This is a genomic window from Cupriavidus sp. BIS7 (genome assembly GCF_000292345.1).
In the GTDB taxonomy this organism is placed as follows: Bacteria; Pseudomonadota; Gammaproteobacteria; order Burkholderiales; family Burkholderiaceae; genus Cupriavidus.
The window spans coordinates 1-14,347 of the sequence record NZ_ALOU01000050.1 but is presented as its reverse complement, the minus strand read 5'-3'; the positions used below and the strand labels follow the sequence as shown (position 1 = coordinate 14,347).

Here is a 14,347-nt window from a genome sequence, read left to right as displayed (position 1 = left end):
GGGGACGCCCGCGGCACGCGCGCGCCGCGGGTTTTGCCGTCCTGAGTGACGCTCAGACGGTCATGTTCATCATTTCCTGATAGGCCGTCGTCAGGCGGTTGCGCACCTGCACGGCGGTCTGGAACGAGATGTTGGCCTTCTGCATGTCGATCATCACGTCGTTGAGCGACACACCGGGCTTGCCCAGTTCAAATGCCTCCGCCTTGCCGTAGGCACGGTCCTGCGTGGCGTTCAGGCGTTGCAGCGAGCGCTGCAGTTCGCCGGAAAAGCTTTCCGTGGCAGCCGTGGCCGCCTGCGTAGTGGTGCCGCCGCCAGCCACCTGCGCCAGGCCGCGCAGTTGCTGGAGCATGCCCTCGATGGAAGAAATCGTCATGACGCGTCCGGGTCCATAAGTCAGGGTTGACGGACGACGTGCACGATAAATCACACATCATCCAGTTTCAGCCCTCGCACTGTACTGATCCGCCCGCACTGACCAAAGGACGAAATCGGCGGGAAAACCTCCCCTATTCAGCCGATTGTCATGGGCGCTTGTGGCCGATCATCGCTACCGTGCCGGATCTGGCGGAACAGCCGCGTCCCTTGCAGCCCGCCCCCGGCCAATGAATATCAACTATCGCGGGAGTGCGCGTGTTTTTTCAGCAGCGTGATTTGAGCCGTGCCGGAATGAATAACGGCAGCAAAGGCCAGAGTGGCAAGGGCAGGGTTAGCCCTGTCGAGCCGGAGACGCTCGCATGAACGCGACCGCAACCCTGCCTAACAGCGCGGCCCTGCTGGAAAAGGTCAAGGCCAATCCGCGCCTGCCCATGATGCTGGGCGGCGCCGCGCTGGTGGCGGCCATCGCCGTGGGCGTGATGTGGTCCCGCGCGCCCGATTACAAGGTTCTCTATTCCAATCTGTCGGAGCGCGACGGCGGTGCCGTGATCCAGTCGCTCCAGCAGATGAACGTGCCGTACAAGTTCGCCGAGGGCGGTGGCGCGGTCATGGTGCCCGCCGAGAAGGTGCATGAGACGCGCCTGCGCCTGGCCGGTCAGGGCCTGCCCAAGAGCGGCACCACGGGCATGGAACTGATGGACAACCAGAAGTTCGGCATCAGCCAGTTCGCCGAACAGGTCAACTACCAGCGCGGCCTGGAAGGCGAGCTGGCCCGCTCTATCGAATCGATCGGTGCCGTCCAGGCGGCACGCGTGCACCTGGCCATCCCCAAGCCCACGCTTTTCGTGCGCGAGCGCCAGAAGCCGACCGCATCGGTCGTCCTTCAGCTGTATCCGGGCCGTGCGATTGATGAAGGCCAGGTGGCCGCCATCACGCACCTGGTGTCGTCCAGCGTGCCGGAACTGACGCCCAAGTCCATTTCCATCGTCGACCAGCATGGCAACCTGCTGTCGGGCAACAGCGACCGGTCGCTCGATGCCACCCAGCTCAAGTTCGTGCAGCAGGTGGAGCAGAACTACGTGAAGCGCGTGGAGTCGATCCTCGTGCCGATCCTCGGCAAGGACAACGTCCACGCCCAGGTCACGGCCGACGTCGACTTCTCGTCCGTGGAGCACACCGACGAGAGCTTCAAGCCGAACCAGGACCCGACCAACGCCGCGATCCGCAGCCAGCAGGTCAGCGAATCGAATACGCAGAACTCGGCCCCAGTGGGCGGCGTGCCCGGCGCGCTGTCGAACCAGCCGCCGGCTGCTGCCGTGGCGCCGGTGACCACGCCACAGCCGCCGCGCCAGCCCGGCCAGCCGAATCCGCCAGCACAGGCCAATCAGGCCACCCAGGCAACCCAGACCGCCGAGAAGACCGGCCCGAGCAGCAGCCGCCGCGACGCCACCACCAACTATGAACTCGACCGCACGGTTCGCCACGTGCAGCAGGCCCCGGGCGGCGTGAAGCGCCTGTCGGTGGCCGTGGTGGTGAACTACCGCACCAAGGTCGATGCCAAGGGCAAGCCGGTGACGGAAGCGCTGTCGGCCAAGGAACTGGCGCAGGTCGAAAGCCTGACCAAGGAAGCGATGGGCTTCTCCGCCGATCGCGGCGATTCGCTGAACGTGGTCAACAGCCCGTTCACGAACGACGTCGAGAAGGAACCGGAAGTGCCGGTGTGGAAGCAGCCGCAGATGATCGACCTGGCCAAGACTGGCGTGGGCTATCTGCTGCTGGCACTGCTGGCCGTGTTCCTGTGGTTCAAGGTGGCGCGTCCGGTGCTGCGCAAGTACACCGCGCCGCCGCTGCCCGCGCCCACCGAGACTTCCGCCGCAACCGAAGCCGTTCTGCTGCCGCCGGAAGTGGAAACCAATCCGGAAGTGCTGCGCCTTGCCGCGAAATACGAAAGCGATCTCGCCCTGGTGCGCGACGCCGCGCAACGCGACCCGCGCCTGGTCGCCAGCGTAATCAAGACCTGGATGGCAAATGACGAGGGCTAAGGGAATGACCGAGAAGGGCCTGCAGAGGAGCGCCATCCTGATGATGGCTGTGGGTGAGGATTCGGCCGCCGAAGTCTTCAAGCACCTGTCGCCACGCGAAGTGCAGCAGCTTGGTTCGGCCATGGCCAGCCTGTCGGCGGTGACCCGCGAGGAAATGGCCGAGGTGCTGACCGAGTTCCGCAACGAGACCGAACAGTACCTGGCGCTGAACGTCGACTCCAGTTCGTTCATCAAGAGCGTGCTGAACAAGGCGCTGGGCGAAGAACGCGCGCTGTCGGTGATCGAGGACATCCTCGAATCGCGCGATCCGGGCGGCGGCATCGATTCGCTGAACTGGATGGATGCAACGTCCGTGGCCGAACTGATCAAGGACGAACACCCGCAGATCATCGCCACGATCCTGATCCACCTCGACCGCCAGAAGTCCTCCGAAGTGCTGTCGCTGTTCACGGACCGCCTGCGCAACGATGTGATCCTGCGTATCGCCACGTTCGGCGGCGTACAGCCGGGCGCGCTGCAGGAACTGACCGACGTGCTGACCAAGCTGCTGGCAGGCCAGAGCCTGAAGCGCAGCCGCATGGGCGGCGTCCGCACGGCTGCCGAGATCATCAACCTGATGAGCACGGCCCACGAGGAAGCGGTCATCGACGGCGTGCGCACGCACGACGCCGATCTGGCGCAGAAGATCATCGACGAGATGTTCCTGTTCGAGAACCTGCTGGAAGTGGAAGACCGCGGCATCCAGCGCGTGCTCAAGGAAATCGCCACCGAGTCGCTTATCGTCGCGCTCAAGGGCGCGCCGCAGGAACTGCGCGACAAGTTCATCCGCAACATGTCGACCCGTGCCGGCGAAATGCTTCGCGAGGATCTCGATGCGCTGGGGCCGGTGCGCGTGTCGCAGGTCGAGGCCGAACAGAAGGCAATCCTGCAGGTTGTGAGACGCCTTTCCGAAGCCGGCGAAATCCAGATTGGCGGAGGCGAAGATGCCTACGTTTGACCGCGGCTTTGCCGCCGGCCGTGGCCCGGGCCACGGCGACCCCGGCTTCTTCGGCGCGCCGTCCAGCGGCGGCGGCAATGGAAGCGGAAACGGGAACGGCAAGGACGAAGGGTTCCAGGGCTTTGCCACCCCTGCCCGCGCACGCACGCGTGGCGAAAGCTGGCAGCGCTGGCAGATGGATTCGCTCGATCCGCGCGACGCACTGAAGAAGGCACTCGAGGCCCAGTTGCCCGTGGAGCCGCCTCCCCCGCCCGCAATCGACTTCGAAGCGCTCGATGCGATGCGCGACGGCGCGCGCAAGGAAGGCTACGCGCAAGGCTACAACCAGGGCCAGACCCAGGGCTATGGCGATGGCCACCGCGAAGGCTACGCACGTGGACTGGAATCGGCGCGCAATGAAGCAGCGCGTCTCCAGCAGCTTGCCGCCAACTTCCGCGATGCGCTCGGCCGTGTCGACAACGACATCTCCAACGCGCTGATCGGGCTGGCCCTCGACGTGGCCCGCCAGCTTGTGCGCAAGACCATGGAACTGGACCCGGCCGCATTGCTGCCGGCCGCCCGCGAGCTGCTGGCCGCCGAGCCGCCGCTGTCCGGCGCGCCGTGCCTGCTGCTGAACCCGGACGACGTGACACTGGTGGAAACGCACCTGCGCGGCGAACTGGAAGCCGCTGGCTGGACGCTGCGTGCCGACCCCACGATCGCGCGCGGCGGCTGCATCGCCAGCGCGGCCAGCGGTGAAATGGACGCCAGCCTATCCACGCGCTGGGAGCGCGTAGTCAAGGCACTCGGCCGTAACGACCCGTGGGAGCCGCCGCATGCATGACGAGCAGGCTCAGGTCACTGCGCCCCCCGCTGCAGGCCATGCCGGACGCTGGCGCGATGCGCTGACGGCCGCGTCGGCAAGCGTCGCCGAGATCGACAGCAAGCGCACCTGCGGCCGCCTGACGCGTGCCGCCGGACTGGTGCTGGAAGCCGTGGGCCTGCGCATGCCGGTGGGCAGCGACTGCCTGATCGAACTGCCGTCCGGCCAGCATTCGCACGGCGGCCCGCGCACGGCCGAAGCCGAAGTCGTCGGCTTTGGCGCCGACCGCCTGTACCTGATGCCGCAATCGGACGTGGCCGGCCTGGTGCCGGGTGCCCGCGTCTACCCGCTGGAACCTTCGCCGCTGCCCAGTGGCGTGGCCGCGCCGCGTGAACCGGGCTCGAAGCGCCTGCCCGTTGGCGATGGCCTGCTGGGCCGCGTGCTCGATGCCGCCGGCCGTCCGCTGGACGGTCTGGGCCCGATCACCGCCGCCAGCGAAGTGCCGCTGGCCGGTATGCAGATCAACCCGCTGACACGCGCGCCGATCGAAACCGTGCTTGACACGGGCGTGCGTGCAATCAACGGCATGCTCACGGTTGGGCGCGGCCAGCGCATGGGCCTGTTCGCGGGCTCTGGCGTCGGCAAGAGCGTGCTGCTGGGCATGATGGCGCGCTATACGAACGCTGACGTCATCGTGGTGGGCCTGATTGGCGAGCGCGGCCGCGAAGTGAAGGAATTCATCGAGAACATCCTTGGCGAGGAAGGCCGCAAGCGTTCGGTGGTGGTTGCCGCGCCGGCAGACTGCTCGCCACTACTGCGCATGCAGGGCGCCGCCTATGCCACGCGGCTGGCCGAGTACTTCCGCGACAAGGGGCAGCACGTGCTGCTGATCATGGATTCGCTTACGCGTTACGCGATGGCCCAGCGCGAGATCGCGTTGGCCATCGGCGAGCCGCCCGCTACCAAGGGCTATCCGCCGTCGGTATTCGCCAAGCTGCCGACGCTGGTGGAGCGCACCGGCAACGGCCCCGAGGGCGGCGGTTCGATTACCGCGTTCTATACGGTGCTGACCGAGGGTGACGACCAGCAGGACCCGATCGCCGACTCAGCGCGCGCCATTCTGGACGGCCACATCGTGCTGTCCCGCAGTCTTGCCGAGGCCGGCCACTATCCGGCCATCGACGTTGAAGCATCGATCAGCCGCGCCATGACGGCCCTGATCGACGCGCCGCAGTTTGCCTCAGTGCGGCGCTTCAAGCAGTTGATGTCGCGCTACCAGCGCAACCGCGACCTGATCAGCGTCGGCGCCTATGTGCCGGGCAGCGATCCGGAACTTGATCTCGCGATTCGCATGCACTCGCGCATGGAGGCCTTCCTGCAGCAGGACATCCACGAGCGCGCCGATTACGGCAGCTCGATCGCCCAGCTGCACGATCTCTTCGAGAGGATGCACCATGGTTAAGCACAATCCGCTGAACACATTGGCCGATCTTGCCCAGGACAACACGGACAAAGCCGCGCGCGAACTTGGCCGGCTGCAGGGGCTGCGCACGCAGGCCGAGCAGCAGCTGAACGCGTTGACGCAGTACCGTCACGAGTACCGCACGCGCATGCAGGCGATTGCGGCGGAGGGCATGACGTCGAGCCGCTGGCACGATTTCTCGCGCTTCCTTGACTCGCTCGACCATGCCATCCGCCAGCAGACCACCGCGCTGGACAGGGCCGAGGCCGACCTGCTGGCCGGCCGCGCCAACTGGCAGCAGCAGAAGCGTCGCCAGAACTCGTTCGATACGCTGATCACGCGCGCGGAAACACGCGAGCAGCAGATCTCCGCCCGGCGCGAGCAGCGCGCCAATGACGAATATGCGGCCCGCATCGCCCGCCAGCCGGCGAGCGGCCACAACTGATCCGACGAAGAGAACATGATCGATATCAGCCAGATTCTCGGCAATGCCGCGCTCAAGAACCTGACCCCGTCCAGCACGGCCAATTCCACCGGGACGGACGCCAACGCGTTCCAGGACGCCCTCTCTCGCGCGCGCGACAGCAGCCAGCAGAATGCGCAGGCATCCTCGTCGGCCAGCAAGGCACCGGCCAAGGACTCCAGCCAGAACAGCACGCCCAAGGACAACTCGGCACAAGGCAGCGGACAGCAGGCGCAGCAGAGCGCGCAGGCCAGCGCGCCGCAGCAGAAGGATTCGGGCAAGACCGCACAGGGCAACGCGAAGGACGACAGCGAGCAAGGCAGCGACGATGGCTCCACCGTGTCGAGCGATGCGCAAGCCGCCGCTGCGGCACTGGCCGCTGCAATGCTGGCCCAGCACACGGCACCGGCCACGCCGACGCCCGCTGGTGCAGCTGCGGCCGATGCAGCAAGCCTGGCCGCAACCGGCGGCCTGCCGACAGCAGCACAGGCTGCCACGGCAGCAAACGCGGCAACCACCACTAACGCCCCGGCGAATCCTGCCGCCGATGCCGCCGCACTGCTCGCGCAGGCAGCCACCACGGATTCCGCCGCGAAGGCCGCCACGCCGAGCCCGGCGGACACGCTGGCCACCATCGCCCAGCAACGCGCCGCGCTGCAGAACAACACGCCGACCGCCGCTGACAAGATCGCCGCCACGTTGACCGCACCGGCCCAGACCGCAGCGCAGGATGCGCGTGGTCAGGGTGCCGGCCAACAGCAGGCAGGACTCGGCCATGGTGCCCAGCCGCAACTGCAGGCGGACACCACGCAAGGCAATGCACAGCCGGCCGCAACTCCGTATGCGGCGGCGCAGGCCAGCGCACGTACCGGCGAGGCCGCCGATACCGGCGCCACCAACCCGGGCAGCGCGGCGATGATGGCGTCGGCACTGGCCGCGCAAACGCAATCGAATGCCGCACAGGCCACGGCCGCCGCCGCTGCCGCGCGCCCGGCCATCGCCCCCAATGTCGGCGACAACCAGTGGGCGCAGGCACTGGGCCAGCAGATGGTTCGCCTGTCCACGCAAGGCAGCCAGACCGCCGAACTCGACCTGAACCCGCCCAACCTGGGCCCGCTCAAGGTCGTGCTCAACATGGTCAACGACCAGGCCCAGGCGCAATTCGTCTCGCCCCACCAGGCCGTGCGCGCCGCGGTGGAAGCCGCGCTGCCGCATCTGCGCACGTCGATGGCCGAAGCAGGCATCCAGCTTGGCAATACGTCGGTCGGCTCGGATGGTTTTGCACAGGCCGGCAACGGCGGTCAGCAACAGCAGCAACGCCAGACCAATGGCAGCGCCTTCGCCCAGGCCGCTGGCCTGACGCAGGACACATCGGTGGCCGACACGGCCCCGGCACCGCGCGTGCCACGTACGCTGGCGCGCGGCGAAGTGGATACGTTCGCCTGATCGAGCGGTTCATCGGTTTGCGTCGGTTTGCTCCCCTCTCCCGCAGCGCGGGAGAGGGGGCGGGGGAGAGGGTGCAGCGGTTCAAGTTGGCACCAACGGCAAGCAGAACCGCATTGCCCTCTCCCCCGCCCCCTCTCCCATTGCATGGGAGAGGGGAGAACGCCGCGGGCATATCGAAGGCTGTTCGGTTCTCCCCCTCTTCCACAATGCGCTGCTGGAGGGGAGAAAAGCTGCGGGCTAGAGCACTGTCCGAAAAGCCGAGAGGGCCTTTGTTGTCTGTACAAGGCCCTGTTTCAGGAGGGTCTCCAGGAATTGGTCGGCACTCAGCGGCGGACTCTTCAGGACTGCACGTTGGCGCTGCGCCGCTGCGAGCACCACGCCCATGTCGAGATCGATCAGGTTATCGACGAACTCATCAGGATGCTGGGCCTCGATGCCGAAGCGACCGAGCGCTTCGGCAGGAAAATCCTTGAGATTGAACGTCACAATGACGCTCGCACCGCAGCGAATGGCTGCAGCGAGGACGTGACAATCATCGGGATCCGGAAGATCGAGACCAGAGATCAGACCTTCGTGACCGGTCACCACGCTGTCCGCGATTGCGCGGTCCATCAGGTCCGAGGTTCTGTCGAGCTGCGCGCGCGTCAAATGCGGCCGGTTAAGCAGAAGGTTGCGCTTCCATTCGTCATGGATTTGCCTGCTCCATCGCGCGCGAAAGCGCCCGGATAGCCCAAGGCGCATCAGGAAGTCCCGCAGTGGCGCGGGATAGAGCACGCAGGCATCGTAGATTGCAGTAAAAGTTGAGCATCTCATTCGTAGCCCATGCCCAGGGCCTGGGCTTCTCGGGCCAGTTCCGTCATCGCAGCCTCGCTGGCTTCGTCACGCGCCGATTTATACGCCATCACATCTGCAAAGCGTACGCGCCTGTGCTTGCCGGTTCGATGAAACGGCAGCTCGCCATCTTCGAGCAGCTTGACGAGAAACGGTCTGGACACGCCGAGCAGGTCCGCAGCTTCCTGGGTCGTCAGTTCGGCATGAACGGGTACGACCTGCACGGCATTGCCGGCCGCCAGTTCCGCCAGGATATCGAGCAGCAAGCGTAGTGCCGAGGTAGGCAGTTCGATTTGATGCGCCTCATTCTTCTCATCGAGAATCTGGATGCGCTGTGTGTCAATGTGTGTCGAGAGGTAGGCGGCCAGATCGCGCCGGCCCCGCATCGCGGCCTGCACTTCGTGTTCGACGGGTAATGTCACGCGCGTGTCAACTTTGGTGGTCATGGCATGGCTCCAACTGGCCGCAGCAATTTTTGGATGTTCGCAGCGTAATCGAAATAAACGAAATTCGCAATAAACGAAACGGCGGATTTCGCCGTCGGAGTCTGCCCGCCGGTATCATCGAGGCGCAGCCCCGCCCCCACCATGACCTTCGATCTCTTCGACGCCCTTCCCGCCGACCCTGATGCCACGCCAGCCGTTGAACCGCTGGCGCCTGGCGCGGTGGTATTGCGTGGATTCGCGCGGGATACCGGGCCGGATTTGCTGGCTGCGGTGCAAGCCGTCAGCGCCGAAGCGCCGTTCCGGCATCTGATCACGCCGGGTGGGCTGCGCATGTCGGTGGCCATGACCAACTGCGGCGAGCGTGGCTGGGTGTCGGATCGCACTGGTTATCGCTACGATCCCGTCGATCCGGAATCGGGGTGTACGTGGCCGCCCATGCCGCCCGTGTTGCGGTCACTGGCCGAACGCGCGGCCGAGGCAGCAGGCTATACAGGCTTTGCACCCGACGCCTGCCTGATCAACCGTTACCTGCCCGGTACACGGCTATCGCTCCATCAGGATCGCGACGAACTGGATCTGCGCGCGCCGATCGTCTCGGTGTCGCTGGGCCTGCCTGCCATCTTTCTGTGGGGCGGCCTGCGCCGCGCCGACCGGCCGAGCCGGTTGCGGCTGGCGCATGGCGATGTAGTGGTCTGGGGCGGGCCGTCACGGCTGGTCTTTCACGGCATTGCGCCACTGGCCGACGGCGATCACGCGCTGACCGGCAACGAACGCATCAACCTGACGTTTCGCAAGACCCGGTAGAACGCCAGGAGCAGTTGCCTGCACAACGATACAACCACTACGATAGCGGCACTGCACCATCACGAAAACAACGCCGGCGCCACGATAAGCCCGGCCGTCTGCGAGACAAACCCCGATGTCAGCCTCTTCCGGCCAGTCAGGCCACGCCGAGCCACAGCAAGAGAAGCAGCAAGACAAGCAGCAGGAAACCGCGGCCCCCAAACCCGCGCCGCTTGGCGGCCGCCCTGCCGATTCGATCCGTGCCGCACTGCTGATCGCCGCCTGCACCAGCGCGGTCTGGATTGCCGGACACTCGCTGCATGTGCCGCCCGCGCTGATCTGGGCCGGGGCGCTTGTGCTGTCGACGGTCTGCTGCTGGGCGGTGGGCGTGCTGCCGGAGCCCACCGCGACGCTGCTGTTCTTCCTGAGCGCCGTGATATTCCATATCGCGCCGCCGAAGGTTGTGTTCTCGGGGTTCACGTCCACCGCGTGGTGGCTGATGTTCGGCGGCGCCGTCACCGGCGTGGCGTTGCGCAATACCGGGCTGGCGCTGCGGCTGGCCGACATCATCTTCCACAAGCGCGTAGGCACCTACCCGCAGGTGATCACCACCGTGGCGCTCAGTGCCGTCGGCCTGGCCTTCCTGATGCCGTCCACCACGGGCCGGGTGCTGCTGCTGATGCCGATCGTACTGGCGCTATCGGACCGCCTGGGTTTTGCGCCGGGCTCCAATGGCCGCATCGGCATGGTGTTGACCACTGCGGCCGCCAGCTACATGCCGCCCACGGCAATCCTGCCCGCCAACATTCCTAACAGCGTACTGCTGGGCGCCGCCAGTTCGCTCTACAACATCAACCTGAGCTACGGCAGTTACCTGTTGCTGCATTTCCCCGTACTCGGCGTGCTGAAGACGGCGGTGCTGATCTGGGTGGTGTGCCGGATGTTTCCCGAAAACGGGCCGATGGCACCGCAGCCCGCCAGTGCGCGCTCGGCGCTGGGTGTGCAGGAGCGCGTGCTGGCGATCATCCTGGCGCTGGCCGTGGCGGGTTTTGCCACGGATGCCTGGCACGGCATCTCGCCCGCGTGGATCTCGCTGGCCGCATGTATCGTGTGCCTGCTGCCGGGTATCGGGCTGGTATCCCCGAAAGCCATGGCCGAGCAGGTGCATCTGGTGCCGCTGATCTATGTGGCGGGGTTCCTGGGGCTTGGCGCGGTGGTGGAATCGACGGGACTGGGCAGCGCGATCAGCGCCGGCATGCTGCACTGGCTGCCGCTAACACCGGGACATACTGCCGCAAACGTCGCGACGATCGGCGCAATGGGTTCCATCATCGGCATGATGTCCACACTGCCGGCACTACCGGCCGTGCTGACGCCGCTTGCGGGGGATCTCGCCCGCGCCACCGGCCTGCCACTTGAATCGGTACTGATGCTGCAGGTGCCGGTGTTTTCCACCGTGCTCTTCCCGTACCAGTCACCGCCGATCATGATCGCGATGCAACTTGGCGGCGTGGGCCTGCGGCACGGCACGCGGCTGTGCCTGGCAATGACGGCGATCACGCTTGTGGTGCTGCTGCCGCTGGATTATTTCTGGTGGCGTCTGCTTGGTTACCTGCCGTGAAAGCTCACCATTCGAAGCGGTCTATCTCCGTGTCGTCCATCGCGCGCGGCTCCACCAACAGGTCCAGTTCATAGGCCGCCAGCAGCGCCAGCAACTGCGCCACGCTGATCATCTCCGGGTTCAGTTCCAGGTGTGACATGCGGCTCTGGCTCATGGCCAGCCTGGCGGCGGCGTCGGCCTGGGTCAGTCCCGCTACCTTTCGAGCACCCTGAAGCACCTGGCCGAGTTGCTCGCTGCTAGTAATCATGACTCTCGACATGGCCGGCTACCGGTTAGGAAGTATCCGAAAGCTATCAGCCCACGAACATTGATGACAAATTCCACGCCAATTCCCGTGAAATTTGTGATGTATAACGTGATTTTTCTGTCGCGCAATCCCAACCTGCGCATATCTGCCTTGCATTGACGCCCCATTGCATCGGTGATTAAATCAGCCGAACAACAGTCATACGACAACTGATGACTGCGATGACAGCAACGGTGGAAGAGACAAGATGACGGCTCACAGAAAGACGCCGGACACGCTCCGCAGCGCGCGCTGGTTTGCGCCTGACGACCTGCGATCGTCCGGGCATCGCTCGCGGATCATGCAGATGGGCTACTCGCCCGATGAATGGATGGGCAAGCCGCTCATTGCGATCATCAACACATGGTCCGACATCAACCCGTGCCACGCGCACTTCAAGCAGCGCGTGGACGACGTCAAGCGCGGCATCCTGCAGGCCGGTGGTTTCCCAGTGGAACTACCGGCCATTTCTTTGTCCGAAAGCTCGGTCAAGCCGACCACAATGCTCTACCGCAACCTGCTGGCCATCGAAGCCGAGGAGTTGATCCGTTCGCATCCGATCGACGGCGCAGTGCTGATGGGTGGCTGCGACAAGACCACGCCGGGCCTGCTGATGGGCGCGACCAGCGCAGGCGTACCGGCCATCTACGTGCCTGCCGGACCGATGCTGCGCGGCAACTACAAGGGCACGGTGCTTGGCTCCGGCTCGGACGGGTGGAAGTACTGGGACGAGCGCCGCGCGGGCAATATCAGCAAGGCCGAGTGGATCGGCATCGAAGGTGGCATTGCGCGCAGCCATGGCACCTGCATGACGATGGGCACGGCCAGCACGATGACGGCTATCGCCGAGACCATCGGCATGACGCTGCCTGGTGCCTCGTCGATTCCCGCTGCGGACGCCAACCACATCCGCATGTGTTCCGAATCCGGCCGCCGCATCGTCGACATGGTCTGGGAAGACCTGACGCCAGCACGCATCCAGACGCACAGGTCTTTCGAGAATGCGATCGCCGTGGCCATGGCCATGGGCTGTTCGACCAACGCGATCATTCACGTCATCGCCATGGCGCGCCGCGCGGGCCACGACATTGGCCTCGACGATTTCGATCGCATGAGCCGCCATGTGCCCGTGATCGCCAATATCCGGCCCAGCGGCGACAAGTACCTGATGGAGGATTTCTTCTATGCAGGCGGGCTCCGGGCGCTGATGAGCCGCATCCGCGACAAGCTGCATCTCGATACGCTGACCGTCACGGGCCGCACGCTCGGCGAGAACATCGCGGGGGCCGAGGTCTACAACGACGACGTGATCCGCACGCGTGACAACGCGCTCTACCAGGAAGGCGCACTGGCCGTGCTGCGCGGCAATATCGCACCCGATGGCTGCGTGATCAAGCCGAGCGCGTGCGAGAAGCGCTTCTTCAAACATACGGGCCCGGCGCTCGTGTTCGACGACTATCCGTCGATGAAGGCCGCCGTCGACAACGAAGACCTCGACGTAACCGCCGACCACGTGCTGATCCTGCGCAACGCGGGGCCGCAAGGCGGGCCTGGCATGCCCGAGTGGGGCATGTTGCCGATTCCGAAGAAGCTCCTGAAACAGGGCGTGCGCGACATGCTGCGCATGTCCGACGCGCGCATGAGCGGCACCAGCTATGGCGCATGCATCCTGCATGTGGCGCCCGAAGCGTATATCGGCGGGCCGTTCGCACTGGTGCGCAACGGCGACCTGATTACGGTGGACATCGACCAGCGCAGCATTCATCTGGAAGTTTCCGACGACGAACTGGCACGCCGCCGCGCGGAATGGACGCCGCCACCACCGCGCTTTGCCCGCGGCTACGGCTGGATGTTCTCGCGCCATATCCGCCAGGCCAATGACGGCTGTGATTTCGATTTCCTGCAAACCGACTTTGGCGACCCCGTCGGCGAGCCGAGCATCTACTGAACCCGCCATGTCCGAGCTAACCCCTGCCCTGCGCGCCGCGCTGAAGACCGTCAGCACGGCCACGCTGTGCACCGCGCTGTTCAAGCGCGGCCTGCGCAACCAGTTCATCCAGGACGTGCGACCGCTTCAGTCCAACCCCGGCACGATGGTCGGCCAGGCCTTCACGCTGCGCTACATCCCCGCACGCGAGGACCTGAACCCGATCACCGTGTTCCAGGACCCGAATCATCCGCAACGCCAGGCCATCGAACAATGCCCGCCAGGCGCGGTGCTGGTGATCGACAGCCGCAAGGATGCCCGTGCCGCATCCGCGGGATCGATCCTCGTCACGCGCCTCATGCAACGCGGCGGCGCGGGCATCGTGACCGATGGCGGCTTCCGGGACTCGCCCGAGATCGCCCAGATGGCGATGCCCGCCTATCACCATCGCCCCTCGGCACCGACCAACCTCACGCTGCATCAGGCACTGGAATTCAACGTGCCGATCGGTTGCGGCGATGTGGCGGTGTTTCCCGGCGACGTCATCGTCGGCGATGCCGAAGGCGTGGTCGTGATCCCTCGGGAAATGGTCGAGGACATTGCCGCCGAAGCGGTCGAGATGACGGCGTTCGAGGACTTCGTGACCGAAGAAGTGCGCAACGGCCGCTCGATCATCGGGCTCTACCCGCCAACCACCGAAAAAGCGCGCGAAGACTTTGCGATCTGGCGCAAGGCACAGGGACGGTGACCAGTTTTTCTCCCCTCTACCGTTTGCGGGAGAGGGGCCGGGGGAGAGGGCTCAGCGGCTCAAGATGCGAGGTCGCAAATGGAACCTCATTGCCCTCTCCCCCACCCCTCTCCCACTT

At 65.5% G+C, this 14,347-nt stretch carries 14 protein-coding genes; 10 read left to right on the top strand and 4 right to left on the bottom strand.

Going from position 1 to position 14,347, the window contains the following annotated elements:
* Positions 1-52 precede the first annotated feature (52 nt).
* Positions 53-373: a flagellar hook-basal body complex protein FliE gene (gene fliE / locus B552_RS0118360; RefSeq protein WP_019450514.1), complete on the bottom strand. Its 321-nt coding sequence runs from the start codon at positions 371-373 to the stop codon at positions 53-55.
* Positions 374-734: 361 nt separating this feature from the next.
* Between fliE and fliF the strand changes: the two genes are divergently transcribed.
* From fliF to B552_RS0118330, 6 genes are read left to right on the top strand one after another with little or no spacing between them, the layout of a single operon-like run.
* Positions 735-2,417 (top strand): flagellar basal-body MS-ring/collar protein FliF, encoded by a 1,683-nt coding sequence (gene fliF / locus B552_RS0118355; RefSeq protein ID WP_019450513.1) that lies wholly within the window; start codon positions 735-737, stop codon positions 2,415-2,417.
* Positions 2,404-3,414 (top strand): flagellar motor switch protein FliG, encoded by a 1,011-nt coding sequence (fliG, locus tag B552_RS0118350; protein WP_026035792.1) that lies wholly within the window; start codon positions 2,404-2,406, stop codon positions 3,412-3,414. Before fliF ends, fliG begins: the two co-directional genes overlap by 14 nt.
* Positions 3,401-4,237, top strand: coding sequence for a flagellar assembly protein FliH (gene fliH, locus B552_RS0118345; protein WP_019450511.1), 837 nt, complete (start codon positions 3,401-3,403; stop codon positions 4,235-4,237). Before fliG ends, fliH begins: the two co-directional genes overlap by 14 nt.
* Positions 4,230-5,678: a flagellar protein export ATPase FliI gene (gene fliI, locus B552_RS0118340; RefSeq protein WP_019450510.1), complete on the top strand. Its 1,449-nt coding sequence runs from the start codon at positions 4,230-4,232 to the stop codon at positions 5,676-5,678. Before fliH ends, fliI begins: the two co-directional genes overlap by 8 nt.
* Entirely contained in the window at positions 5,671-6,123 is a 453-nt protein-coding gene (fliJ, locus tag B552_RS0118335; protein ID WP_019450509.1) for a flagellar export protein FliJ, read from the top strand. Before fliI ends, fliJ begins: the two co-directional genes overlap by 8 nt.
* Positions 6,124-6,138: 15 nt before the next feature.
* The gene (locus B552_RS0118330; RefSeq protein ID WP_019450508.1) at positions 6,139-7,587 is read left to right on the top strand and encodes a flagellar hook-length control protein FliK; all 1,449 of its coding nucleotides are present in this window, start codon (positions 6,139-6,141) and stop codon (positions 7,585-7,587) included.
* A 237-nt stretch (positions 7,588-7,824) separates the two neighbouring features.
* On the opposite strand, the gene B552_RS0118325 is transcribed toward B552_RS0118330, so the two are convergent.
* Both B552_RS0118325 and B552_RS0118320 read right to left on the bottom strand, forming a co-directional pair.
* Positions 7,825-8,400, bottom strand: coding sequence for a PIN domain-containing protein (locus tag B552_RS0118325; protein WP_019450507.1), 576 nt, complete (start codon positions 8,398-8,400; stop codon positions 7,825-7,827).
* The gene (locus B552_RS0118320; protein WP_019450506.1) at positions 8,397-8,864 is read right to left on the bottom strand and encodes a helix-turn-helix domain-containing protein; all 468 of its coding nucleotides are present in this window, start codon (positions 8,862-8,864) and stop codon (positions 8,397-8,399) included. Before B552_RS0118320 ends, B552_RS0118325 begins: the two co-directional genes overlap by 4 nt.
* A 141-nt stretch (positions 8,865-9,005) precedes the next feature.
* Here B552_RS0118320 and alkB point away from each other — a divergent pair, with 141 nt between their 5' ends.
* Both alkB and B552_RS0118310 read left to right on the top strand, forming a co-directional pair.
* Positions 9,006-9,668, top strand: a complete 663-nt coding sequence (gene alkB, locus B552_RS0118315; protein WP_019450505.1) for a DNA oxidative demethylase AlkB — start codon at positions 9,006-9,008, stop codon at positions 9,666-9,668.
* A gap of 115 nt (positions 9,669-9,783) precedes the next feature.
* A complete protein-coding gene (locus tag B552_RS0118310) occupies positions 9,784-11,268 on the top strand; it encodes an SLC13 family permease (RefSeq protein ID WP_019450504.1) in 1,485 nt (494 codons plus the stop codon).
* Positions 11,269-11,272: 4 nt separating this feature from the next.
* Here the strand turns inward: B552_RS0118310 and B552_RS0118305 are convergent, their stop codons facing one another.
* Complete coding sequence (locus B552_RS0118305) at positions 11,273-11,515, bottom strand: helix-turn-helix transcriptional regulator (protein WP_237718272.1); 243 nt, start codon at positions 11,513-11,515, stop codon at positions 11,273-11,275.
* Between the two features lie 247 nt (positions 11,516-11,762).
* Between B552_RS0118305 and araD the strand changes: the two genes are divergently transcribed.
* On the top strand, positions 11,763-13,502 hold the full coding sequence (gene araD, locus B552_RS0118300; protein WP_019450502.1) for an L-arabinonate dehydratase: 1,740 nt from the start codon (positions 11,763-11,765) through the stop codon (positions 13,500-13,502).
* Positions 13,503-13,509: 7 nt separating this feature from the next.
* On the top strand, positions 13,510-14,229 hold the full coding sequence (locus tag B552_RS0118295) for a ribonuclease activity regulator RraA (protein ID WP_019450501.1): 720 nt from the start codon (positions 13,510-13,512) through the stop codon (positions 14,227-14,229).
* The last annotated feature ends 118 nt before the right edge of the window (positions 14,230-14,347 follow it).

Excerpts from the sequence above, each read along its gene's own strand:
- B552_RS0118330 (WP_019450508.1), top strand. The coding sequence starts at position 6,139 with ATGATCGATATCAGCCAGATTCTCGGCAATGCCGCGCTCAAGAACCTG.
- B552_RS0118295 (WP_019450501.1), top strand. The coding sequence starts at position 13,510 with ATGTCCGAGCTAACCCCTGCCCTGCGCGCCGCGCTGAAGACCGTCAGC.
- fliE (WP_019450514.1), bottom strand. The coding sequence starts at position 373 with ATGACGATTTCTTCCATCGAGGGCATGCTCCAGCAACTGCGCGGCCTG.
- B552_RS0118325 (WP_019450507.1), bottom strand. The coding sequence starts at position 8,400 with ATGAGATGCTCAACTTTTACTGCAATCTACGATGCCTGCGTGCTCTAT.
- B552_RS0118320 (WP_019450506.1), bottom strand. The coding sequence starts at position 8,864 with ATGACCACCAAAGTTGACACGCGCGTGACATTACCCGTCGAACACGAA.
- fliF (WP_019450513.1), top strand. The coding sequence starts at position 735 with ATGAACGCGACCGCAACCCTGCCTAACAGCGCGGCCCTGCTGGAAAAG.
- fliI (WP_019450510.1), top strand. The coding sequence starts at position 4,230 with ATGCATGACGAGCAGGCTCAGGTCACTGCGCCCCCCGCTGCAGGCCAT.
- B552_RS0118305 (WP_237718272.1), bottom strand. The coding sequence starts at position 11,515 with ATGATTACTAGCAGCGAGCAACTCGGCCAGGTGCTTCAGGGTGCTCGA.
- alkB (WP_019450505.1), top strand. The coding sequence starts at position 9,006 with ATGACCTTCGATCTCTTCGACGCCCTTCCCGCCGACCCTGATGCCACG.
- fliH (WP_019450511.1), top strand. The coding sequence starts at position 3,401 with ATGCCTACGTTTGACCGCGGCTTTGCCGCCGGCCGTGGCCCGGGCCAC.
- fliJ (WP_019450509.1), top strand. The coding sequence starts at position 5,671 with ATGGTTAAGCACAATCCGCTGAACACATTGGCCGATCTTGCCCAGGAC.
- B552_RS0118310 (WP_019450504.1), top strand. The coding sequence starts at position 9,784 with ATGTCAGCCTCTTCCGGCCAGTCAGGCCACGCCGAGCCACAGCAAGAG.
- araD (WP_019450502.1), top strand. The coding sequence starts at position 11,763 with ATGACGGCTCACAGAAAGACGCCGGACACGCTCCGCAGCGCGCGCTGG.
- fliG (WP_026035792.1), top strand. The coding sequence starts at position 2,404 with ATGACGAGGGCTAAGGGAATGACCGAGAAGGGCCTGCAGAGGAGCGCC.